Annotated in this window: 26 protein-coding genes; 11 read left to right on the top strand and 15 right to left on the bottom strand. The window is 29.7% G+C overall.

The window, feature by feature from the left end; genetic code table 11:
- Window positions 1–2: 2 nt before the first annotated feature.
- The 4 genes from AAC008_RS02065 (at window position 3) to AAC008_RS02050 (ending at window position 4,944) form a co-directional block, all read left to right on the top strand.
- Window positions 3–1,103: a mechanosensitive ion channel family protein gene (locus tag AAC008_RS02065; protein ID WP_339887117.1), complete on the top strand. Its 1,101-nt coding sequence runs from the start codon at window positions 3–5 to the stop codon at window positions 1,101–1,103.
- Window positions 1,096–2,088 carry a hypothetical protein gene (locus AAC008_RS02060; protein ID WP_339887116.1) on the top strand — a complete coding sequence of 331 codons (993 nt, stop codon included), beginning with the start codon at window positions 1,096–1,098 and terminating at the stop codon, window positions 2,086–2,088. Before AAC008_RS02065 ends, AAC008_RS02060 begins: the two co-directional genes overlap by 8 nt.
- Before the next feature lie 388 nt (window positions 2,089–2,476).
- Entirely contained in the window at window positions 2,477–4,465 is a 1,989-nt protein-coding gene (locus AAC008_RS02055) for a heavy metal translocating P-type ATPase (protein WP_339887114.1), read from the top strand.
- 38 nt (window positions 4,466–4,503) lie between these two features.
- A complete protein-coding gene (locus AAC008_RS02050; protein WP_339887112.1) occupies window positions 4,504–4,944 on the top strand; it encodes a hypothetical protein in 441 nt (146 codons plus the stop codon).
- A 119-nt stretch (window positions 4,945–5,063) separates the two neighbouring features.
- Here AAC008_RS02050 and AAC008_RS02045 read toward each other — a convergent pair whose 3' ends face one another.
- The 4 genes from AAC008_RS02045 to AAC008_RS02030 form a co-directional block, all read right to left on the bottom strand.
- On the bottom strand, window positions 5,064–5,249 hold the full coding sequence (locus AAC008_RS02045; protein WP_339887202.1) for a GreA/GreB family elongation factor: 186 nt from the start codon (window positions 5,247–5,249) through the stop codon (window positions 5,064–5,066).
- 20 nt (window positions 5,250–5,269) lie between these two features.
- Window positions 5,270–6,169, bottom strand: a complete 900-nt coding sequence (locus tag AAC008_RS02040; protein WP_339887111.1) for a mechanosensitive ion channel — start codon at window positions 6,167–6,169, stop codon at window positions 5,270–5,272.
- 85 nt (window positions 6,170–6,254) lie between these two features.
- Window positions 6,255–6,809, bottom strand: a complete 555-nt coding sequence (locus AAC008_RS02035; protein ID WP_339887110.1) for a 2'-5' RNA ligase family protein — start codon at window positions 6,807–6,809, stop codon at window positions 6,255–6,257.
- Between the two features lie 24 nt (window positions 6,810–6,833).
- Complete coding sequence (locus AAC008_RS02030; RefSeq protein ID WP_339887109.1) at window positions 6,834–7,724, bottom strand: AraC family transcriptional regulator; 891 nt, start codon at window positions 7,722–7,724, stop codon at window positions 6,834–6,836.
- Window positions 7,725–7,882: 158 nt separating this feature from the next.
- Between AAC008_RS02030 and AAC008_RS02025 the strand changes: the two genes are divergently transcribed.
- Window positions 7,883–8,560, top strand: a complete 678-nt coding sequence (locus AAC008_RS02025) for an NAD(P)H-dependent oxidoreductase (protein WP_339887107.1) — start codon at window positions 7,883–7,885, stop codon at window positions 8,558–8,560.
- 193 nt (window positions 8,561–8,753) lie between these two features.
- Complete coding sequence (locus tag AAC008_RS02020; protein WP_339887106.1) at window positions 8,754–9,509, top strand: sulfite exporter TauE/SafE family protein; 756 nt, start codon at window positions 8,754–8,756, stop codon at window positions 9,507–9,509.
- Here the strand turns inward: AAC008_RS02020 and ribB are convergent.
- From ribB to tpx, 6 genes are read right to left on the bottom strand one after another with little or no spacing between them, the layout of a single operon-like run.
- On the bottom strand, window positions 9,506–10,636 hold the full coding sequence (gene ribB / locus AAC008_RS02015; RefSeq protein ID WP_339887104.1) for a 3,4-dihydroxy-2-butanone-4-phosphate synthase: 1,131 nt from the start codon (window positions 10,634–10,636) through the stop codon (window positions 9,506–9,508). The genes AAC008_RS02020 and ribB overlap by 4 nt on opposite strands.
- Window positions 10,626–12,080, bottom strand: a complete 1,455-nt coding sequence (locus AAC008_RS02010; RefSeq protein ID WP_339887102.1) for an LptF/LptG family permease — start codon at window positions 12,078–12,080, stop codon at window positions 10,626–10,628. The genes ribB and AAC008_RS02010 overlap by 11 nt, the downstream gene beginning before the upstream one ends.
- Window positions 12,081–12,091: 11 nt before the next feature.
- Entirely contained in the window at window positions 12,092–12,733 is a 642-nt protein-coding gene (locus AAC008_RS02005; protein WP_339887101.1) for an outer membrane lipoprotein carrier protein LolA, read from the bottom strand.
- A 1-nt stretch (window position 12,734) separates the two neighbouring features.
- Entirely contained in the window at window positions 12,735–15,206 is a 2,472-nt protein-coding gene (locus AAC008_RS02000; RefSeq protein WP_339887100.1) for a DNA translocase FtsK, read from the bottom strand.
- A 39-nt stretch (window positions 15,207–15,245) separates the two neighbouring features.
- The gene (locus tag AAC008_RS01995; protein ID WP_339887099.1) at window positions 15,246–15,620 is read right to left on the bottom strand and encodes a diacylglycerol kinase family protein; all 375 of its coding nucleotides are present in this window, start codon (window positions 15,618–15,620) and stop codon (window positions 15,246–15,248) included.
- A 6-nt stretch (window positions 15,621–15,626) separates the two neighbouring features.
- The gene (tpx, locus tag AAC008_RS01990; protein WP_339887098.1) at window positions 15,627–16,124 is read right to left on the bottom strand and encodes a thiol peroxidase; all 498 of its coding nucleotides are present in this window, start codon (window positions 16,122–16,124) and stop codon (window positions 15,627–15,629) included.
- A 139-nt stretch (window positions 16,125–16,263) separates the two neighbouring features.
- Here tpx and AAC008_RS01985 point away from each other — a divergent pair, with 139 nt between their 5' ends.
- From AAC008_RS01985 to arsB, 5 genes are read left to right on the top strand one after another with little or no spacing between them, the layout of a single operon-like run.
- On the top strand, window positions 16,264–16,587 hold the full coding sequence (locus AAC008_RS01985; protein ID WP_339887097.1) for a metalloregulator ArsR/SmtB family transcription factor: 324 nt from the start codon (window positions 16,264–16,266) through the stop codon (window positions 16,585–16,587).
- Window positions 16,588–16,645: 58 nt separating this feature from the next.
- Window positions 16,646–17,119, top strand: a complete 474-nt coding sequence (locus AAC008_RS01980; RefSeq protein WP_339887095.1) for a DUF6428 family protein — start codon at window positions 16,646–16,648, stop codon at window positions 17,117–17,119.
- A gap of 10 nt (window positions 17,120–17,129) precedes the next feature.
- A complete protein-coding gene (locus tag AAC008_RS01975; RefSeq protein ID WP_339887094.1) occupies window positions 17,130–17,738 on the top strand; it encodes a class I SAM-dependent methyltransferase in 609 nt (202 codons plus the stop codon).
- A 2-nt stretch (window positions 17,739–17,740) separates the two neighbouring features.
- On the top strand, window positions 17,741–18,352 hold the full coding sequence (locus AAC008_RS01970; protein WP_339887093.1) for a protein-tyrosine-phosphatase: 612 nt from the start codon (window positions 17,741–17,743) through the stop codon (window positions 18,350–18,352).
- A 4-nt stretch (window positions 18,353–18,356) separates the two neighbouring features.
- On the top strand, window positions 18,357–19,388 hold the full coding sequence (gene arsB, locus AAC008_RS01965; RefSeq protein ID WP_339887091.1) for an ACR3 family arsenite efflux transporter: 1,032 nt from the start codon (window positions 18,357–18,359) through the stop codon (window positions 19,386–19,388).
- A 48-nt stretch (window positions 19,389–19,436) separates the two neighbouring features.
- Here arsB and AAC008_RS01960 read toward each other — a convergent pair whose 3' ends face one another.
- The 5 genes from AAC008_RS01960 to katG all read right to left on the bottom strand — a co-directional run bounded on the left by AAC008_RS01960 (window position 19,437) and on the right by katG (window position 24,037).
- The gene (locus AAC008_RS01960; RefSeq protein ID WP_339887090.1) at window positions 19,437–20,210 is read right to left on the bottom strand and encodes a sulfite exporter TauE/SafE family protein; all 774 of its coding nucleotides are present in this window, start codon (window positions 20,208–20,210) and stop codon (window positions 19,437–19,439) included.
- A gap of 46 nt (window positions 20,211–20,256) precedes the next feature.
- Entirely contained in the window at window positions 20,257–20,514 is a 258-nt protein-coding gene (locus tag AAC008_RS01955) for a hypothetical protein (protein ID WP_339887089.1), read from the bottom strand.
- Window positions 20,515–20,588: 74 nt separating this feature from the next.
- On the bottom strand, window positions 20,589–20,897 hold the full coding sequence (locus AAC008_RS01950) for a thioredoxin family protein (protein ID WP_339887088.1): 309 nt from the start codon (window positions 20,895–20,897) through the stop codon (window positions 20,589–20,591).
- Between the two features lie 89 nt (window positions 20,898–20,986).
- Complete coding sequence (locus AAC008_RS01945) at window positions 20,987–21,622, bottom strand: peroxiredoxin (RefSeq protein ID WP_339887087.1); 636 nt, start codon at window positions 21,620–21,622, stop codon at window positions 20,987–20,989.
- Between the two features lie 228 nt (window positions 21,623–21,850).
- Window positions 21,851–24,037 (bottom strand): catalase/peroxidase HPI, encoded by a 2,187-nt coding sequence (gene katG / locus AAC008_RS01940; RefSeq protein WP_339887086.1) that lies wholly within the window; start codon window positions 24,035–24,037, stop codon window positions 21,851–21,853.
- Window positions 24,038–24,146: the final 109 nt, after the last annotated feature.

Here is a 24,146-nt window from a genome sequence, read left to right as displayed (position 1 = left end):
AAATGATTGAGTTTTTCCAACAAAATACAACCGCAATTTATTGGTTCCTTGGCGTAATTATTCCAAGTATTATTCTCTATATTTCAATAGATAAAGGTTACAAAAAAATAATTGAAAAGGCAAAATTAAAAGGATTTGAAGATTTTTCTTTTATCAAACTAATTGCACGAATTTTAAAAGTATTTATTATTCTTTTCGTGATGTTATTCATCACTTTTTATTTAGTAGATAAAAAACATTATGGCTTTTTGACAGACAATATAAAAACCATCACCTATCTATCAATTGTAGCCATTTTTACTATAGTTTTTGGAACACTTTCTAATACCTTATTTAACAGAACTATTAAACTGAAGAATAATAAAAAAGAAAACCCAACTTCATACAAATTTTTAAAATACGTAACTACATCAACAATTTATATTCTTGGAATAGTTTTAGCAGCTCTTGCTTTTCCTGCATTGAAAGGTTTAGCACAAACAGCTGTTGGTGGAGCAGGAATTTTAGCAGTGATTATTGGTGTGGCTTCTCAAGAAGCTTTGGCTAACCTAATTGGTGGTTTTTTTATCATTGTTTTCAAACCGTTTCAAGTACATGATATTATTAAGGTAACTGATACGATGATTGGTGAAGTAATGGATATTACACTACGTCATACCATTATAAAAAATTACCAAAATAAGATGATTGTAATTCCTAACGCAATTATTAATAAGGAAAAAGTAATCAATTACAATTTAGGGGATAAAAAATGTTGCCAATGGATTGAGGTAGGAATTTCTTATGATTCTGATATTGATTTAGCCAAAGAAATTATGCGTTCTGAAGCGGAAGCACATCCAAACCTAATTGAGTTTAGAACCATGTTGCAAATTAAAAACAAAGACCCAAAAGTAGTGGTTCGTGTTGTTTCTTTAGATGATTCTTCAGTTACTTTACGAGCTTGGGCTTGGGCAAAAGATTATCAACATGCTTTCAATATGAAATGTGACTTATATGAAAGCATCAAAAAACGATTTGATAAAGAAGGTATCGAAATTCCTTTTCCACACAGAACACTTGTATTCAAAGACAATAACCCTAACAACTTACTAAATGACTAAATTCATAACAACGATTACTTTACTTTTTATTTCAATAGCAATAAACGCACAAGTAAACGACTCCATATTTAAAGAAAAAGCAGAAAAAGAACTAAAAGCTGAATTTCCAAGCTTCAGAATGGTAAACCTAGAATACACGCAAACTGGAAAAAGTGATTTCAGCTCTCAGTTATTTGATGAAGATTTTCAAACTGGAACTTTAAAAAACATCAAAACGGTAAATCTTGGAATAAATTTACCCGTTTATAAAAAGAAAAAGCTAACAGTAACAACATCTTTAAACTATAAATTTAACGAATTTGAATTTTCAGATTTACAAAATATAGCTACGATTCCAAGCTTTCAGCAAAATAACTTAATTACGTTTCATAATTTTTCAACGGCATTAAGTGCTACTTATTTTTCAACCTTATTCAAAAAACCAATTATTTACAATACAAGTATTATTGCCGATGGAAATCAAGAAGGTTTTGAAAGAATTAAAGGATTAGTTGGTTTTTCATTCATCTTAAAAAGAACAGATAGAGTAACCATGACTTTAGGAGCAATTGCTTTTGTAGATCCAACGGCTCAAATTCCGTTTTTTCCAACATTTACCTATAATTATAAGTTTAAAAATTCTGTTTGGGATTTTGATTTTATCATGCCGCAACGAATTCTTTTTAGAAGACCAATTGGCAATAAAGGTCGAATTTCTATTGGAAGTATGTTAAACAGTAATGGTTTTTATGTGAATATTGATAATCCAAATTTTCCTGCTGTAGCTGAATACAGTCAATTAGAAATCAATAGTGGTCTAATCTACGAACATCAATTGTCTAAAAACTTTATTGCAACATTTAAAGGTGGAATTTCAAGTTTTGTAAGTTCACGTTTAACTGAAAAAGCACAACCTAATAGTGATTACTTCTATAAAAACGAACAAACAGCCAAAGGATATTTTAATGTTGGAATTTCATTTAACCCAACTCCCAAAAAGAAATAAAAAAACACCTTTAAAAATATTTTTAACACAATTTAGTTTTATACAAATTAACCTAAAATTTTATAATAATTTTCAAAAATCATATAATTAGCTAATAGTATTTTTATTGCAATTTTGCATGAATCAAATGTTTAATATTTAATCAAATTTTTATGAAAAATACTAGTTCATACCCAAAACAAAATGCAATAGTAAAGTTAACTTTAACACTTGAAGAATTCATTCAGAAATATATAAATTCAGCAAGCTAAAAAGGTTATTTTTGTAGTATTAATTCTGTTCATTTTCTTCTTCATAATCAGAAAGCGGATGATTATTCATTTTTAATCCAACAGTTTTTATAGTCTTTACAATTATATTCTAAAGCATTAATAAAAAAAACTAATGTATGATAGAACAAAATAAATTATTAGATGAAGATTGCTGCGCAACAGAACAAAAAATAAATAAAGCTGTAGAACAATATTCTGAAGATGATGGTCATGATCATAATCATGACCATTTAAACGAATCGAAATCAACATTCCAATTGTTTTTACCGGCAATAATAAGTTTCGTATTATTATTGTTGGCTATTGGATTTGATAATTATTTTACCCAATCTTGGTTTACGGGTTGGGTTAGAATAGTTTGGTATGTTGCAGCCTATATACCAGTCGGACTTCCAGTAGTAAAAGAAGCCATACAAAGCATTCGTAAAAGTGATGTATTCTCTGAATTTTTATTAATGTCTATAGCTACAATTGGTGCTTTTGCTATTGGTGAATATCCTGAAGGAGTAGCTGTAATGTTGTTTTATGCTATTGGAGAAATTTTTCAATCATTGGCAGTACAAAGAGCCAAAAGAAACATAAAATCATTATTAGATCAAAGACCTGATAAAGTTACTATTATAGAGAATAATGTAGCTAAAATAATTAAAGCTGATAATGCTAAAATTGGAGATATTCTCCAACTTAAAGTTGGTGAAAAATTAGGTTTAGATGGAGAATTATTATCAGATAAAGCATCATTCAACACGGCTGCACTTACAGGAGAAAGTAAACCAGATTCTAAAACAAAAGGAGAAATCGTTTTAGCAGGAATGATAAATTTAAATTCTGTTTCACAAATTAAAGTTACAACAGCTTATACAGATAGTAAGTTATCTAAAATTCTTCAAATGGTGCAAGAAGCTACTTCAAAAAAAGCTCCTACAGAATTATTTATTAGAAAGTTTGCCAAAATATATACACCAATTGTAGTTTTTTCAGCTGTTGCGATTTGTTTAGCGCCAATGCTTTTTGTGGAAAATTATATTTTTAGTGATTGGTTGTATAGAGCGTTAATTTTCTTAGTGGTTTCATGTCCTTGTGCTTTAGTAATTTCAATTCCTTTAGGTTATTTTGGAGGAATTGGAGCAGCTTCCAAAAACGGAATCCTTTTCAAAGGTAGTAATTTCTTAGATGTAATAGCTTCTGTTCAAAACGTAGTGATGGACAAAACCGGAACTTTGACCGAAGGTATTTTCAAAGTACAAGAAGTAGTATTTAAAACTGATTTTGACCAAAATGAAATACTTCAAATAGTAAATGCTTTAGAAAGTCAAAGTACACATCCAGTAGCAACAGCAATTCATGAATTTGTTGGAAAAATTGACAGCACAATTGAGCTTAAAAATGTAGAAGAAATAGCAGGTCATGGATTAAATGCTATTGTAAATGGTAAAGAAGTTTTAGTAGGTAACTTTAAATTAATGGATAAATTTTCAATTAAATATGATATTGATCCATCAAGTATTGTCTACACTCTAATTGCAGTGGCGTATGATAATAAGTTTGTAGGTTACTTAACAATTGCGGATAGTATAAAAGAAGATGCGCAACTAACAATCGATAAATTAAAAGCATTAGGTATTAAAATCACTATGTTAAGTGGAGACAAAAATAATGTTGTACAATTTGTTGCTCAAAAATTAGGGATTACAAGTGCCTTTGGAGATTTATTGCCAGAAGATAAAGTAAATAAAGTAAAAGAAATACTTGCTAAAAATCAAACAGTTGCCTTTGTTGGTGATGGAGTAAATGATGCTCCAGTAGTTGCTTTAAGCAATGTTGGTATAGCAATGGGTGGTTTAGGAAGCGATGCAACAATTGAAACTGCTGATGTAGTAATCCAAGATGATAAACCTTCAAAAATTCCAATGTCGATCAATATTGGTAAACAGACTAAAAAAATTGTTTGGCAAAACATCATTCTTGCTTTCACTGTCAAAGCTATAGTTTTAGTTCTTGGTGCTGGTGGATTAGCAACCATGTGGGAAGCTGTTTTTGCAGATGTTGGAGTTGCTTTATTGGCGATTTTAAATGCTGTCAGAATTCAGAGGATGAAATTTTAATTTAAAAGTGTTATATTTAGCATCTTAAAAAAAATAAAATGAAAAAAATTCTTACTTCAGCGTTACTGATTTCCTTATTAACTATTTCTTGCAAAAAAGAAGAAACAGCAGAACCAATTACTACTGATGATATTCCTGTTACTTCAGAGGCATCATCTGTACAAAATAATACTGATGAAGCGACAGTAAATGCAGTTCCATCAATAACAAATCAACCTACAACTACTATGAACGGATTAAACCCGGCACATGGTCAACCAGGTCATCGTTGTGAAATAGCTGTTGGTGCACCTTTAAACTCAACACCAACTGCTCCAAGTAATAATGCATCAAATAATACTCAACCAATAGTTGTTCCAGCTAATGCAGCTGCAAGTCCAATGTCAAATACAACTGCTACCGGAATGAATCCAGCACATGGTCAACCAGGTCATCGTTGTGAAATTCCAGTTGGTGCTCCGTTATCTCAAGTAAAATAGATTTTAAGAATTACTATATTAGACTCGATCTTTAAAATTTATTTGCTAGTAAATAAAAACAAAAAGTCAGTATCTCAAAATTAGAGATACTGACTTTTTTGATGAAAGTATTTTGTAAGTCATTCTACATTCATAATTTCTATTTCTTTTCCATCAAATTTCCATTTTACTTTATCTCCAACTTTAGTGCCCATTATAGCTAGTCCCATTGGACTGAGAACGGATTCTGTTTTGTTTCTTCGTTTAGCTTTATCTGGAACTGCAAAAGTTATAAGGTTCTTTTGATTGTTGTTAAGGTTTTTAATGAAACAATTGTAGGACTAATTTATTCATTCTTACCTGAAATCTGAACTGGCATTTCATTCAAAGTTGTACCACCTTTAATTCCAAAGTCTAATGTGCGAATTGGGAACGGAATCATAATGTCATTAGCATCATAAGCTTTCTTAATTTTCATGATGGCTTCGCTTCCTACTTTGTTGTAAACTGATTGTTCAGGAGTATCAATCCACATTCTCACAGATAAATTTACCGAACTATCACCAAATTCAACGAAATAAACATTAACTGCATCTGTTTTTGAAAGTTCTTTAATATCGCTAACAGCATCTAAAGTAATTTGTTTTACTTTTTCCAAATCATCACCATAAGATACACCAACACTTAAATCAAAACGCCTTTTTTGTAAGATTGTATAGTTTTCAATAGGGTTTTGAAAGACTTCTTTATTAGGAATAATAACGGTTTGTCCCTGAAAAGTTTCCATTACGGTATCACGCAAATTGATCTCTTTTATTTTCCCCATGTAGTCACCAATTTGAACGATATCACCGAATTTTAAAGGTTTTCTGAATGAAATGAAGATTCCAGACATAAAATTAGCAGCAATATCTTGAAAAGCAAATGCTAAAGCCAATCCTAAAATACCTGCACCAGCTAAAATTGAAGTAACGGCTTTGTCTAGGTTAAGAATACTTAAGACTGTAAAAATGACAATGCCAATAAATATAAAATAAATTACAGAACTAAATAAATTGTTAAGTGTTACGTTGTTGGAAATGTTAGAAATGAGCTTTTTGGAAATTTTTCGAACAAATTTTGCAATGTAAAAACCAATTACCATTACAATAGCAGCCATAACTATATTCGGTAATAACTTAATTAAAGCTTCAACCCAATCGGTTAATTTTTCAGTAATTAAGGTAGAAATTTTATTGATATCCATATTTTTTGATTAAAATTTAATTGAGACAATATAATAAAAGAATCCCTTTTTTACAACTATTAATGAATAGTGAGATGGTTGTACTTTAAAATAGACTGCCTTGAATAATATGAGTTGATTTTTCACCTTTAAAAAGAAATGAATCTATAACGTCAAATTGTTTTAGTTCTGGGTTGAATTTTCTCAAGAAAACCCTGTCACAAAAAAAAAATAATTCTATTTTTTGAAATAAATCAGAAGCAATTTTAAGCTTTGTATCATCTAGTTTTCTAGCAATTGATAAATGAGGTTCAGAGCTTTTGTACATTTTTTTGATGGTTAGTGAAGCTGTTAAATTTTTCATTATCTTTTTTAAATCTTCTTTTGATTTTTCTGAGGGTTTTATAAAGAAAGCTCCATTTGAATAACTATCAAAATCTACTAATTCAACATCAAAAGGGGAGAAGCTTGCTGTTATTCGGTCTACTTGTTTTTTTGTTATTTCAATTTCAGTTGAAGTAAATTCACAAATAGTAATATGTGCTAAAGAGTTTTTACTATTGTACCAACCAATTTCATATGCTAATTGAAGTTTCATTTTCTTTACTTCTTCAATTATAATCGCATCTGGAATAAAAGCAATTGAATATTTGTGTTCCATTTTTTTACTTAATTTTAAAAACCATTAAGAATTTACAGTGCAAGCAGATCTTTTTAACAAGTGATATTCTCTATTATTCTTAAATTCGCGTATAGAAATCCCTACATAGCGTTTAAATGTTTTTGATAAATGACTTACATCAGTAAAACCTAAATCATCAGCGATTTCCGTTAAGGTAAAATCGGAATTTAAAAGTCTAATTTCGACTAATTTTAATTTAGCTTTAATGATATATTCACGCAAAGGCATATTGACTTGTTTTTTAAAAAACTCGCTTACATAAGTTGGTGACATTGAAAAAGCATTAGCTAAACTATCTATTTTTAATAATTCTGGTTTGTCAATATTTTCGCTAATGTAGGTTAACATTTTTGTGATGCGTTCATCTGAATTATTTTGAGGAACTTCAGAAAAAATTCCTTTTTTAATATTTCGGATTAGAATTTCCAAAATGCTTGCCATTAAGCTCATAATTAATGTAATACTTTCCGAACTATGATTTCTGGATTCTTGTAAAATTATAGCAATTAGCTTGTCTAAATGTTGTCTGTCCATGTCATTTTTAATGATGTCACCAGGTAATTGATTGTAGTTAGAAAGAATATAAGCTGATTCCTTAAACCATTCATTTCGATCAATAGCCATTCTGTTCGTGGCTTTAAAAATAGTATCTGTAAATTTTAAAAAGACAAATTGTGTAGGTTTGCTTAAGTTGAAAGAGTGACATTTTAATGGAGGTAATAAAAAAATACTTCCTTTACCAAATGAGGTTTCATTATAGTTGATACATTGAGTTCCTTCGCCTTCTTTTATTAAAACCAATTCGAAAAAATTATTTTTAACCGGACGTTGTTTCCATTCGGATAATTCTATTTCTTGTATTTCAAAAGGTTTGTAAGCTTCAATTACTTGCATTTTACACTTATTTTTAACAAATTTAGGGATAATAAACTATATTGGCACGTATTATTTCTTAAAAACCTTTAAAATTACATTATTATCCTTTTTTATTACCAAAATAACTTTAAATCTTGAGTTAGTTTTGTACTGTAATAAAAAGTAAATAATAAAAAATGAATTCAACAAACATTTCAAAACAAGACATAATAAAAGCATTTCAATCAAGACATGCAACAAAAGAATTTGATGCTACAAAATCTGTTTCAGAAGAAAACATGAATTTTATTTTAGAAACAGCCCATTTGTCACCGAGTTCATTTGGATTTGAACCATGGCATTTTGTAGTGGTTCAAAACAAAGAATTAAGAGAATTACTAAAACCAGTGGCTTGGGGAGCACCTTTAAAATTAGATACAGCAAGTCATTTTGTTTTAGGATTAGCGATGAAAGCACCAATGGTAAAGCATGATACTGAATATATTATGCACATGATGAAAGACGTTAAAAAATTGCCTGAAGAAGTAATTGAAATGTACTCTAAATTTTATAGAGAATTTCAAGAACGTGATTTCGATTTAGATACGGATAAAAAACTATTTGATTGGGCTTCAAAACAAACTTATATTGCATTAGGAAATATGATGACTTCTGCATCTTTAATCGGAATTGATTCTTGTCCAATAGAAGGTTTTCACCAAGAAAAAGCTGAAGCTTTATTACAAGAAAAATTCGGAATAGATACTAATAAATATGGTTTGGCTTACATGGTTGCATTTGGATACAGAAAGGAAGAACCAGCTCATGCAAAATCAAGAAGGAACATTGAAGATATCGTCACTTGGATAAAGTAATCAAAACAGTTGCATTAGATAAAATAGGGTTTTTATTTGATAAAATTAATGTGTTAAACTTTGATCAATAAGTTTTATATTTGCACTCTTAAAATTAAGATGAAGATATAAAAAAGCAATAGCGTTGTTTAAAACAATGCATTTAAAAAACAAACCTTCAAGTCAACTTGGAGGTTTTTTTATTTGAAAAACTATGCAAGAAAGTTGGACTTATTTATTATTAGTAGCTTTAGGATTTTTGGCAGGATTTTTAAACACTGTCGCTGGAGGTGGAACTTTATTAACGCTACCAATCCTTATTTTTATGGGTTTACCAGCTCCTTTAGCTCAAGGAACAAATAGAGTTGCTATATTATTGCAAACTTTTACAGCTGTTAGAGGTTTTAAAAGTAAAGGAGTATCAACATATCCGTTTAGTTTATATGTTGGAATTGCTGCATTATTAGGATCAATTATTGGTGCTTATTTAGCATTAGACTTTGATGGAAAAGCTTTTAATAGAATGCTTGCCGTTGTAATGATAATGGTTTTATTTTTGACAGTTTTTAATCCCAATAAAAATTTAATTAATACAACTGAAAAATTAACTGGAAAACCTTTAGTTATCTCATTAATAGTTTTCTTTTTCCTTGGTATTTATGGTGGATTAATTAATGCGGGTATTGGTTTTTTAATGCTTATAGCGCTTCCTTATATTAACGGAATGAATTTATTAAGATCAAATGCTACAAAAGTTTTTGTGGTTTTTATTTATACAATAGGAGCAACAATAGTTTTTGCTTTTAATGACAAAATAGATTATGGTTTGGCTGCAGTTTTGTCCATTGGAAACGTATCTGGTGCTTGGTTCGGCAGCAGATGGTCTGTTAAAAAAGATGAAAAAGTAATTAAGATGTTATTAGTAATTACTGTTACAGCCTTAGCAATTAAATTATGGTTTTTTGATTAGTATTTAATGTAATCTGTTATTTCTAAACCATATCCAATCATTCCAACACGTTTTGTTTGTTCAGAATTTGAAAGTAATTTTATTTTTGAAATATCTAAATCATGTAGAATTTGTGCTCCAATTCCAAAGTCTTTTGCATCCATTTTTACTTGTGGAGCTTTATAAATTCCTTGTTCTTGTAGTTCTTTTAATTCTGTAATTCTATGCAGCATTTCAATAGATTGTTTTTCTTGGTTTACAAAAATAACAGCTCCTTTTTCTTCTTGATTTATTCTTTTAAACATATCTTCTAATCTATCATCTGGATTTGAAGTCAATGTTCCTAAAATATCATTATTAATTTGTGATGAATTAATACGCGTTAAAACTTCATCACCAATATTCCAACTTCCTTTTGTTAAGGCAATATGAACTTGTTTATTTGTAGTTTGAAGATAAGCTCTCATTCTAAATTTACCAAAACGAGTTTCTATTTCAAAATCTTCTTTCTTTTGAATTAAGCTATCATGTTGCATTCTATAGGCAACTAAGTCTTCTATTGAAACTAATTTTAAATCAAATCTTTTGGCAACTTCAGCTAATTGTGGTAAACGAGCCATTGTTCCGTCTTCGTTCATTATTTCCACAATAACACCAGCAGGAGTAAAGCCAGCTAATCTTGCAAAATCAATTGCAGCTTCTGTGTGACCAGTTCTTCTTAAAACACCACCTTGTTTTGCTATCAATGGAAAAATATGTCCAGGACGAGCCAAATCAAATGGTTTCGTATCTTCATCAACTAAAGCTAAAACTGTTTTTGCTCTATCTGCTGCAGAAATTCCAGTAGTTACACCATTTCCTTTTAAATCGATGGAAACTGTAAAAGCTGTTTCCATATGATCTGTATTGTTGGTAACCATTGTGTGTAAATCTAATTCTTTACATCTTCTTTCAGTCAAAGGAGTACAAATAAGTCCACGACCATGGGTTGCCATAAAATTAATCATCTCGGGAGTTACTTTTTCGGCTGCAGCCAAAAAATCTCCTTCATTTTCTCTATCTTCATCATCAACAACAATAATTATTTTCCCTTGACGAATATCTTCAATGGCTTCTTCTATTGTGTTTAATTGTATTTTATGTGACATTAGTTGTAGTTGTTTTTTGTTTTTTTAACTTGTTTATTAGTTTTTTAATTGGATCTGTTATCCAATCAAAATTTATCATTATTCCTATATCATTTGTAGCTCTGTAAGTTAGCAAAATAGCAAAAGGTGTTAAAATAATTGATGACATCCAGGTGCCTAAAAAAGGAGTTATGCTATCTTCTTGCGCTAATTTTCGACCAAAAGTATTGATGAAATGAAATGTTATGAAAATTAGAATTGCAAAAACCATAGGTAAACCTAGTCCGCCTTTTCTAATAATTGCCCCAAGCGGTGCACCAATAAAAAACATTAATAAACACGAAAAAGCTAACATATATTTTTCATGAATTGCTGTCCAATGTTGGTTAATATTTTTCTTTTTAAACTCTAAATCATTTTTACTACTATCAATAGAAAAATCTATACTGGTAATATTGTTTGTTGCGATTTCAATAATTTTTTTTTGATCCACCAAATTATATAAACCCAATAAATTGTCAGTAATTCTATCTTTATCTACGTATTGGATTTTTCTTGAATTTAAAACATTTGAAGTTCGCTGTGTAATATTATCAGAAAACGAAATAATGTCTTCATTATAGCTTTTTTGTAAAGAGTCGATCGTGATATTCAATTCACTTATATTAAGCATATTATTAGTGTTTGAAATTGATTCTTCATTAACATCTGAAGCGTTTAATTTACCAATATCAATAGTTAGAATATATTTTTTAAATGTACTTTTTGCAAAAGGCATTTTTTGTTGTTCTTCATATTTAGTAGGAAATATATCTTCATAATAATTACCATCAAATAGTTCAAGGTTTAATAAATTACCACCATCATCACTTGTTAAAATACCATTTTTAGCATTAATTATAGTACTAGCTCCATTTCCGTTACTAGATTTTTTGTGAATAATTATACCTTTTAAAAACTGTCCTTTATCTCCAGATTTTTCTTGGACTTTGATGTTTGTATTTCCAATTTGATTAAACTGACCTTGAGCAATTGCCATGGCTGGTTTCTGTTGAACTATATTTTGACGTAAATTAATAAACTTATATTGTGCTTGTGGAATTACATTATTAGAAAAAACAAAGGCAACAAGGCTTAATAAAAAAATGAAACCAGTTAAATACTTCATGGCTCTTTGCAACGAAATACCTGAAGATTTCATAGCTGCAAATTCATAATTTTCAGAAAAACTTCCAAAAGTCATTATAGAAGCTAATAATACAGAAAGTGGTAACACTAACGGAATTACATTTGGAGCATAAAAACTCAAAAACTTAATAATGATTAAAAAATCTAAATCCTTACCAGCTAATTCGGCAATAAAAAGCCACACTCCTTGAAGAATGAATATAAAAAACAAAATTACGAATACAGTAGTAAACGTAATTAAGAATGATTTTAAAATATATTTATCTAATATTTTCAACGAAACTTTTTTTAGTCTAATCTATTGATATAATAGCCAGAATATTTTGATTCCGTAAAGGTAAAATGATTTTTTGATAAAGGCTGATTTGTTTTAAAAGAATTAACAGTTAAAGTAGTTTTTGTACCTTTTTTATCAGTCTGTATCATATTATAGATATGATTTGTAGAAGTATCAATTCCTAAAAGAATCTCTTTTACATTCTCTTTTGAACTAGTAGGTTTTAATTTTACATATTGAATTTTTCTTCCTTTAATATTTTGTGAAATATCCCAAGCATAAGAATATCCTGATTGAAAGAATGTCAACATTTTATCGGGTGTTATTGCATTGTCATCATCTTTACCACTAGAAATAGTTATTTCTTCGTCTTCTGGAACTATTGTGTATGTTTTTTTACCATCATACATTTTTGTAATTCCCATAAAGTTTAATACATATTTGTTTCCGCTTATAGAAACATTTCCATTACTATCTTGGTTAATGTTTTCTTTTGCATTACTTAAGGAGTATTTAAAATCAATAACGATATTGGTATAGCCTTTTGCTTTGGCAGCCACATCGTCTAATAGTTGTTTAGCTTTTGTAGCGTTTTGACCCTGAATGTTTAATGTGAATAAAAATAATACTACGACTTTTATTAAAGTTTTCATTTTAATTGTTGTTTTGTTCATTATTTAAAAATAGTTCTAAAGAAGTTAAATCAGGGATTAATACAGAACGAGCTTTACTACCTTCAAATCCGCCTACAATTCCTGCAGCTTCTAATTGGTCAATAATTCTACCAGCTCTGTTATATCCTAGTTTTAGTTTTCTTTGTATTAAAGAAGCACTCCCTTGTTGAGCTGTTACAATAACTTCGGCAGCATCTCTAAAGAGTGTATCTCTTTCTGAGATATTCATATCAAGTTTTGTGCCACTTTCTTCACCAATATATTCTGGTAATTGATAAGCTTCCGGATATGCTTTTTGTGAACCAATGTATTCTGTAATTCTATCAACTTCTGGAGTATCAACAAAGGCACATTGTACACGTACTATTTCATTTCCTTGTGTAAAAAGTAAATCACCACGACCAATTAATTGATCGGCTCCACCAGAATCTAAAATGGTTCTAGAATCGATTTTTGAAGTTACTCTAAATGCTATTCTAGCTGGGAAATTGGCTTTAATCATACCTGTAATAACGTTTACAGAAGGTCTTTGTGTCGCAATAATTAAATGAATTCCAATAGCACGAGCTAATTGAGCTAAACGAGCAATAGGTGTTTCTACTTCTTTTCCGGCTGTCATAATCAAATCAGCAAACTCATCAACTACAAGTACTATATAAGGTAAGAATCTATGTCCTTGTTCTGGATTTAATTTTCTTTGTTTAAACTTATCATTATATTCCTTAATATTTCTAACCATTGCATCTTTTAGCAAGTTGTAACGGTTATCCATTTCAATACAAAGTGAATTTAAAGTATTAATAACTTTAGCATTATCAGTAATGATTGCATCTTCAGTGTCAGGAAGTTTAGCTAAGTAATGTCTTTCAATTTTATTAAAAAGTGTTAATTCCACTTTCTTTGGATCTACTAAAACAAACTTAACTTCCGCAGGATGTTTTTTGTATAAAAGGGAAGTTAAAACAGCATTTAAACCTACAGATTTACCTTGACCAGTTGCTCCAGCCATTAATAAGTGAGGCATTTTTGCTAAATCAAAAACAAAAGTTTCATTTGAAATGGTTTTACCAAGCGCAACAGGCAATTCCATTTCAGATTGTTGGAATTTAGCAGAAGAAATAACACTTTTCATAGAAACTAAAGTAGGATTAGCGTTTGGTACTTCAATACCAATAGTACCTTTTCCAGGAATAGGAGCAATGATTCGGATCCCTAATGCAGCTAATGAAAGTGCAATATCGTCTTCTAAGTTTTTAATTTTTGATATACGCACACCAGCTTCTGGAACAATTTCGTACAAAGTTACGGTTGGTCCAACAGTTGCTTTAATTTGAGAAATTCCGATTCCGTAATTCTTTAAGGTTTCAAGAATTTTATTTTTATTTTGTTCTAATTCTTCTTGATTAATAGTAATACCAACCGATGTGTACTCTTTAAGTAAATCAACGCTTGGCATTTTGTAGTTTGATAATTCTAATGTTGGATCAAATTCTCCAAAATTTTCAACAATTTTTGCTGCCAAATCACCTTCAACAATTTCCTCTTCTTCTGTAGTTTCTATTACAAAGCTATCGTCTTTTGTTTCAATACCTTTTTTTCCTTTCTCTTCAATCGAAAAGTTTTGTTCTGTTTTTGGTTCTTCTTTTGTTTTAGGTTCAAGAGATAATTCAGAAGAATGGCCGATAGTTGGTTTTAAGCTTTCTTTGTCAATTTCAAAAGCAGAAGTCGGTTTTAATTCAATTTTAGAAATGGCTTCATCATTTTCAGTCAATTCAAAATCTTTAGATGCATTTCCTTCTTTATTAAGAATTACATTATCTATTTCATTAGTTTCAATAGGTTCTTCTTTCTCAAAAATTGGAGTTGGAATTTTATTTTTTATTTTTTCAACTTTATCTTTAATTTTATCAGGAGACATTTTCATTTTGAAAACTAAAAATAATAGGGTTACTAAAATTAGCAAAAGTATAGTCCCAATTTTACCTATATAATGTTGTATAAATTGATTTATTTCATAACCAATAACACCTGAAAGGTTTGGGAATTGATTCCAGAAAAAACCAAAAATTAATGATAAAGTAATAATTAAATAGAAATCCCAAAACAAAGATTTCCTTAGTTTGAAAATGCTAATATCTAAAATAAAATAGATTCCAATCATTAAAATTGACTTTACAAAAATGATTGAAGCAACTCCAAAACCTCTATAGATAAAGAAATCAGCAAGATATGCTCCTATTTTACCTAACCAGTTTTCTGCTTTTTCAGTTCGGTCTATAATTGAGCCTATTTGACTTTGGTCATAATTACCAGTAACATAATAAGAGATAAACGAGATTAATATTGCAACAGCAATTAAAACTAAAATACAACCTATTATAAACCTATGTTGCCTATAGTTTTTAGGAGCATTAGTTTCTTTTTTTGGTGCAGATGTTTGCTTTTTTGCCATATAAATTTACCTTCAATTAAGGTTTATTTCAAAAATTAATTATGATAAATGTGGAATATAAATAATGCAACCAATAGCGATAGCTGTCATGGCAGCAAAAAATACAGCACCAGCAGCAATATCTTTAATAAAACCAATTCTTTCATGGTATTCTGGATGAATAAAATCCGCAATTTTTTCAACAGCAGTGTTTAAGCCTTCTATTCCTAATACCAATCCTATAGCTAATGTTTGAATTAACCATTCTTCATGAGAAATATTAAAATAAAAGCCTGCAATTATCATCAAAACGGCCAAAGAGCATTGAACCATTACACTATGTTCAGTTGTAATAAGTTTTACGGCACCTTTAAAAGCAAATCCCATGCTTTTAAGTCTTCCAGTAAAAAGCGTTTCGTCTTTTTCGAATTTCATAAACTATTATAATGAAGCTAAAGCAGATTCGTAATTAGGTTCGTCAGCTATTTCTTTAACTTGTTGAGAATGAACTACAGTTCCGTTTTCGTCTAGAACTATTACAACTCTAGAATGCAATCCAGCTAAAGGACCATTTACAATTTCTAAACCAAAGTCCTTACCAAAACTTCCAGTATTAAAATCTGATAAATTAATAACATTCTCTAAACCTTCTGCACCACAAAAACGTTTTTGAGCAAACGGTAAATCTCTGGAAACACATAATACTTTTGTGTTTTTCAATTTACTAGCTTCTTCATTAAATGCTCTAACAGAAGCAGCACATGTTCCAGTGTCTATACTTGGAAATATATTTAATACTACTTTACTTCCTCTAAAATCTTCTAAAGTTGTTGTTGATAAATCGTCTTTAATTAATTTGAAATTCGGTGCTTTAATGCCTACAACAGGTAATTCACCTGATGTTAATATTGGATTTCCTCCTAAAGTAATTGATGCCATTTTGATATAAGTTTTAAATAACAAAAGTATGAAATTTATTTGGAATAGGGAAAGTGAAATTTATTTTAAAAAATTCATAAAAATAATTATTCTGTTTAATTAATATATCGTAATATTGCAATATAATAATACATTAAACATGGGAGCTTCAAAATCAGATTTTTTTTCAGACGAACAAAACGAATTGGCTAAGTTGTTTAAAGCCATTTCTCATCCTGCAAGAATTGCCATTATTCAATATTTATTAACGGTTGATTCTTGTATTTGTGGAGATATTGTCGACGTTTTGCCTTTAGCACAACCAACAGTTTCTCAGCATTTAAAAGAATTAAAAAATGTTGGAATCATTAAAGGTACAGTAGAAGGTACAGCAATTTGTTATTGCTTAAATCCTGAAATAATGGAAAAAATGGAAAACTATTTTGGAGGAATTTCCAAAGAATTAAAAAATAAATGTTGTTAAATCTTAAATAATATTAATCTTCAGCATTGACGAGATGCTAAAATAAATTCAGCATAAAATGAAACTATCAGAAATAAAAAAGGAATTGAAAAAGTTAACAACTATTGCTTTTAAATTGCCAAATGGTGAATTGGTTCCAAACCATTTTCATGTGACAGAAGTGGGTAAAGTCACTAAAAATTTTATCGATTGTGGTGGAACAGTAAGAAACGAAGAAGTTGCAAACTTCCAATTGTGGGAAGCAAATGATTATGACCACAGATTACATCCCGAAAAATTGGTTCATATTATTGAATTATCTGAAGAAAAATTACAAATTCCAGATTTAGAAATTGAAGTTGAATACCAAATGAAAGATACTATTGGTAAATTTGATTTGGATTTTGACGGAACAAACTTTCTATTAATTTCAAAATTAACCGATTGTTTAGCCAAAGACAAATGTGGAATTCCAGCAGAAAAACCAAAATTAAAATTGAACGAATTAAGTTCACAAGGTAATTCTTGTGCACCAGGTTCAGGCTGTTGCTAATATGGAAAATATGAATAAAGAACATTGGGAAAAAGTCTTTACTACAAAGACTGAAACAGAAGTAAGTTGGTTTCAGAAAAAACCAGAAACTTCGATTCAATTAATTCAGGCTTTAAAATTACCTAAAGATGCTAAAATCATAGATATTGGTGGTGGTGATAGCTATTTAATTGATAGTTTAATTGAGCTTGGTTTTACGAATTTATATTTGTTAGATATTTCTGAAAATGCAATTCTAAGAAGTAAAAATAGGCTAGGAGCTAAAGCTGATAAGGTAGCTTTTATTGTTTCAGATATTTTAGATTTTAAACCTACAGAAAAATTTGATGCTTGGCATGATAGAGCTTCGTTTCATTTCTTGACAGATGAATCTGATATTTTAAAATATAAAGCTATTGTTTCAGAAGCTTTAACTTCAAATGGAAGTTTTGTATTAGGAACATTTTCTACAGAAGGGCCTTTAAAATGTAGTGGTTTGGATATTTCTCAATATTCTGTAGAAAAAATATTAGATCTTTTTGAAGATACTTTTGAAATGGAAAACTGTTTTACTGAAGATCATGAAACACCTTTTGAAACCACACAAAACTTTATTTTTAGTCACTTTATAAAGAAGTAAGAATGAATACTAAATTACAAGAAACGATTAAATCAATTCAGGAAATTTCTATTTCTGATGAACGAAAAGAAGTCCTTCAATCTTTAATTGATTTTGTTCAAGGCAAACTTGATGCTAAAGAAGAAATTCGATTAAACTTTATATGTACACACAACTCACGTAGAAGTCATTTGTCTCAAATTTGGGCTCAAACGATGGCTTTTCATTATAATATTCAAAATGTTTTTTGTTATTCTGGTGGAACGGAAGCTACTGCTATGTTTCCAAAAGTAGCTGAAACATTGACTAACCAAGGATTTCAAATTCAGAAAAAAAGTTCAGAAAATAATCCAGTTTATGCTGTTAAATATAATGTGAATTCACATCCAATAATTTGTTTTTCAAAGACTTTTGATGATTTTTTTAATCCAGAATCAAAATTTGCAGCTATTATGACTTGTTCGTCTGCAGATGAAAATTGTCCTTTTATTGCTGGTGCTGAAGTTCGATTGCCAATAAGATATGAAGATCCAAAAGCGTTTGATGGAACCGATTTAATGAATGAAAAATATGCAGAAAGAAGTTTAGAAATAGCTTCTGAAATGTTTTATGTTTTTTCAAAAATAACTAAATAAAATAATGAAAAAAAGACTTGGATTTCTTGACAAATATTTAACGCTTTGGATTTTCCTAGCGATGTTAATTGGAGTTGGAATTGGATATTTAATTCCGAATTCTGCTAGTTTTATTAATTCATTTTCATCTGGAACAACAAATATTCCTTTGGCTATTGGATTAATTTTAATGATGTATCCACCTTTAACTAAAATTGATTTTTCAAAAGTACCTTTAATGTTTAAAAAGCCTAAATTACTTGGAATTTCATTTATAATTACTTGGATTGTTGGTCCTTTTTTAATGTTTTTATTAGCGACTTTTTTCTTAAAAGATTATCCTGAATATATGACAGGCTTAATTATTATTGGAATTGCTCCTTGTATTGCAATGGTAATTGTCTGGAACGAATTAGCTGAAGGAAACCGTGAATTAACAGCAGGTTTAATTGGAATAAATAGTCTTTTACAAGTGTTATTCTTTAGTTTTTACGCTTATTTTTATTTGGAAGTAATGTTGCCTTTATTCGGAATAAAAGGTTTAGAATTAGACATTACAGTAGCTGAAATAGCAAAAACGGTTGGAATTTATTTAGGAATTCCGTTTGTTTTAGCTGTTGCTAGTCGTTATTTTATTAAGAAATATGTTGGTGATAAATGGTTTAATCAGAAATTTATTCCGTTTGTTTCGCCAATTACTTTGATTGCTTTGCTTTTTACGATTGTCGTAATGTTTAGTTTAAAAGGAGAAATGATTGTTGATTTACCTTTTGATGTTATTCGAATAGCGATTCCATTAGTGATTTTCTTTACAATAATGTTTTTCTTGATGTTTTTTGTAGCCAAGAAAACAGGAGCAAATTATCGTGACGCTGTAGCTTTATCGTTCACAGCTTCTGGAAATAATTTTGAATTAGCGATTGCTGTTTCTATTGGTGTTTTCGGAATCAATAGCGGACAAGCTTTTGCTGGTGTTGTTGGACCTTTGGTTGAAGTTCCAGCTTTAATTATATTGGTAAATGTGGCTTTTTGGTTGAGAAAAAAGTATTATAAGTAAAAATACAACTTTTATATTTGGTTTGTTATTTTGAAGTCTTAAGTAAATTTAAATCAACCCTAGACCTAAAGCAATGGAAAGTATAATTAACATTATTGCAACTGTGACCTGTAAAAACTTTAAAGTGACTTTTTTTAATAATTTGTTTCCGATAAAAGCTCCACACATTGCAGCTACTGTTGCCGAAATTATTAATGGTAAATTGGCACTTAAATCTATATTGACTAGTCGAGTAGAATAAACACCTAATCTAGTAAAATCTACAAAAGAAGAAATGATAACAGTTGTAGCTATAAATGCTTCTTTAGACAAACCCGCTCTAATTAAAAAAGCACTTCTTAATGCACCTTGACTTCCAGAAAGGCCACCAAAAAAACCACTTAAAGCACCACCAAAAGGAAGTTTGTTTTTATCAAACTGAAGCTTATTGAAATATGGAATTAAATCAATTACCGCAAAAATCATCATTAATATGGCAATAATGAGTTTTAATGGAAAAATTCTAAAATCTTTACCAAATAATGTATAGGAATAGATTGATTCCATATTTGGAATATGTAATAATAAATATGCACCTATAAATGCAAATATAACAGCAGGAATACCAAACCTAATTAGTACTTCTTTATTAAAATTTTTCCCTACAATAAATAGTTTAAATATGTTATTACCAAAATGAACAATTCCTGTTAAAGCAATTGCAACTTCAACAGGAAAGAATACCATGAATACAGGAGTTAATATTGTACCTAATCCAAATCCAGAAAAGAAAGTTAAAATCGCAGTTAAAAAAGCAATAATTGAGATAATGACTATTTCCATAATTTAATCAAATAAAATATTAAGATTCAAATTTAATGCATTTAAATTATTTATCGATAGCACCCAAAACACGCTTCATAAAATCATTTAGAGCTGTTTTTTTGTCTTTACCATCTTTAATCATTTTATGAACTTCAAGAGCACCGTACATGTTTGAAATTAGTTCACCAATAACATCTAATTCTTCATCTTTTAGAGAAGACAATTCTGTTAGGTTTTCTAATACTTCAATAGTTTCAACTAAATAATCTTGATCGTTATCTTCTATAAACTGAGTTAGTTGTTTTATTACAGGTAGTTTCATTTTTTTCGATTTTTCGATTAATTGATTATTTGATTTTTCGAACAATCGAGCCATCTAACAATCCAATAATCAATTTAAATTACTTCATTAACTAATTCTGTTAAAACTTCTAACTTATTAGTTTGTGTTTGATTCACTAATTTTCCGTTTTTAAAAGTTGCAAAAGTTGGTAAATTATCCACTGTTGCTAATTTTCTTGATTCAGGAAATTTTTCAGCATCAACCATTAAGAATGGGATACTTTCGTTTTGAGAAGCCAACATTTTAAATTTTGGTTTCATAATACGACAATTTCCACACCAAGTTGCTGAATATTGAACTACAACTGTGTCATTTGAAGCAACAACTTCTGCTAAATTATCTTGTTCTATTTCTGTAAACATATTTTTAAATTTCAATAGCAATGACAATATTAAACTTTTAATAATGTTTAATATTGCCATTGAATTTGTTATAGATATTGCTTTTTGATTTAGTTTTGGCTTAAATAAGCAGCTGTACTTAATCTATCAGCATTCATTGCTTCTTTACCTTCTTCCCAGTTTGCAGGACAAACTTCCCCTTTTGTTTGAACGTGTGTGTATGCGTCTATTAAACGTAAATATTCGTTTACATTTCTACCTAATGGCATATCGTTTACACTTTCGTGGAAAATTTTTCCTTCTTCGTCAATAAGATAAGTTGCTCTGAAAGTTACGTTCGAACCTTCTAAAATTTCTTCGTTTAATTCTTCATCATAAACCCATTCTGCATCAAGAATTTCTAAATTTGCAGATAGATTACGAGTTGTGTCAGCTAAAATTGGGTAAGTTACACCTTCAATTCCACCATTATCTTTCGCAGTGTTTAACCATGCAAAGTGAACTTCATTTGTATCACAAGAAGCTCCAATTACCATAGTGTTTCTTTTTTCAAATTCACCTAAAGCCGCTTGAAAAGCGTGTAATTCTGTTGGACAAACAAAAGTAAAATCTTTTGGGTACCAAAACAAAACTACTTTCTTTTTGTTGTTTACTGCTTCTTCTAATACGTTAATTCTTAAATTATCTCCCATTGAAGATATTGCGTCAACTGTAATGTTTGGGAATTTTTTTCCTACTAATGCCATTGTGTTTATTTTTTTATTAATTATTAAATTTCTACTACAAAATTACAAAATCAAGGGTTAAAAAAAAGATACTGTTATGTTTTCTTTTTATTAAGATATAGAAAATAGTTATGAATACATTTCTTACTAATAAATTATCATGTAGTAGCGCGATTCATGCCTTAACAATTAAAGTAAAAAAGCAAAACCACCAATTTGGTGGTTTTGTTAAAAATAATGTTTTCTTTCTTACTTTTTATCAAATCGATCAGCATTCATAACTTTTGTCCATGCTTTTACAAAGTCTTTTACGAATTTTTCTTTTGAATCATCTTGTGCATAAACTTCAGCATAAGCTCTTAAAATTGAATTAGAACCAAAAACTAAATCTACGCGAGTAGCAGTCCATTTTGTTTGTCCTGTTTTTCTATCATTGATGTTGTATAGGTTTTGTCCCATTGGTTTCCAAACATTATTCATGTCTGTTAGATTTACAAAGAAATCGTTTGTAAGTGTTCCAACTTTATCTGTAAAAACACCATGTTTTGTTCCACCATAATTTGTTCCTAAAACTCTCATTCCACCAAGTAAAACAGTCATTTCTGGAGCAGTTAATCCTAATAATTGAGCTTTGTCAAGCATTAATTCTTCTGGTTTAACAGCATATTCTTTTTTCATGAAGTTTCTAAAAGCATCATTGGTTGGTTCTAATTCTGCGAAAGATTCAGCATCTGTCATTTCTGGAGTTGCATCACCACGACCTTGTAAAAATGGAACTTTTATATTTACACCAGCATTATGAGCGGCTTTTTCTACAGCAGTTGTTCCACCTAACACAATTAAATCTGCTAAGCTAACTTTTGTAGTTAATTGAGATTGAATTTCAGTTAATTTATTTAAAACTTTTTGCAAACGTACTGGCTCATTTCCAGTCCAATCATTTTGAGGAGCTAATCTTATTCTAGCACCATTTGCACCACCTCTAAAATCAGAACCTCTAAAAGTTCTTGCACTATCCCAAGCTGTGTTTATTAATTCAGCACTAGTTAAACCGCTATTTAATAATTTTGATTTTAATTCTTCAATTTCAGCATCTGATAGATTATAATCCACTTTAGGAATTGGATCTTGCCAAATTAAATCTTCCTTTGGAGCATCAGCACCAACATAGCGATCTTTTGGTCCTAAATCTCGATGTGTTAATTTGAACCAAGCTCTAGCGAATACATCTTCAAAATATGCTTGATCATTGTGAAAACGCTCCGATATTTTTCTGTAAATTGGATCCATTTTCATTGCCATATCAGCATCAGTCATGATTGGATTTCTTCTTTTTGTTGGGTCAAAAGCGTCTAAGGGTTTGTCTTCTTCTATTATGTTTATTGGTTCCCATTGATTTGCACCAGCAGGACTTTTCTTTAATTCCCAATCATATTTCATTAAAAGATGAAAATAGCCATTATCCCATTTCGTTGGATTAGTTGTCCAAGCACCTTCAAGCCCACTAGTTACAGTATCAGCAGCATTTCCTTTTCCTGTAGGGTTAATCCATCCAAAGCCTTGATTTTCAAACTCTCCAGCTTCAGGTTCTTTTCCTAGTTTTGAAGCGTCTCCATTACCATGACATTTTCCGACCGTATGACCACCAGCAGTTAAAGCTACAGTTTCTTCATCATTCATTGCCATACGTTTAAAAGTAGTACGAACATCTATAGCAGTTTTTAAAGGATCAGGTTTACCATCAACACCTTCTGGGTTAACATAAATTAATCCCATTTGTACTGCAGCTAAAGGATTGTCTAAAGATTCTCTATTTTCATCACTTTCATATCTATTTTTTGTTTCAGCTAACCATTCTTTTTCTGCACCCCAATAAACATCAAGTTCTGGGTGCCAAATATCTTCACGACCACCTGCAAATCCAAATGTTTTGAATCCCATAGATTCATAAGCCATATTTCCGGCTAAAATCATTAAATCTGCCCAAGAAATTTTGTTACCATATTTTTTCTTAATTGGCCATAATAGTCTTCTTCCTTTATCTAAGTTACCATTGTCAGGCCAACTGTTTAATGGGGCAAATCTTTGATTTCCTGTATTACTTCCACCACGACCATCCGAAATTCTATATGTTCCGGCAGAGTGCCATGCCAAACGAATCATTAATCCACCATAATGACCCCAATCTGCTGGCCACCAATCTTGGCTATCTGTCATTAAATTTTTTAAATCTTTTTTTAGTGCCTCTAAATCTAATTTTTTAAATTCTTCAGCATAATTAAAGTTGTCTCCTAGTGGATTAGTTTTAGTGTCATGTTGATGAAGAATATCTAAATTTAATGATTCAGGCCACCAGTATTCATTAGTGGTCTTTGGTTTTACATTATCCTCAGTTTGATGAAAAGGACATTTACTGATGTCGTTTGAATGTTCCATATTATTTTTATTTGATTAGTTGTTTAATGTTTAAATGTTTAATTATCTTATAAAATTACAAAATAAAAAAACCACTACTAAAGATTAGTAATGGTTATTTTTTATTTTA

It is taken from the genome of uncultured Flavobacterium sp. (assembly GCF_963975515.1).
Lineage (GTDB): Bacteria > Bacteroidota > Bacteroidia > Flavobacteriales > Flavobacteriaceae > Flavobacterium.
This window is presented reverse-complemented; position numbering and strand designations above follow the sequence as displayed.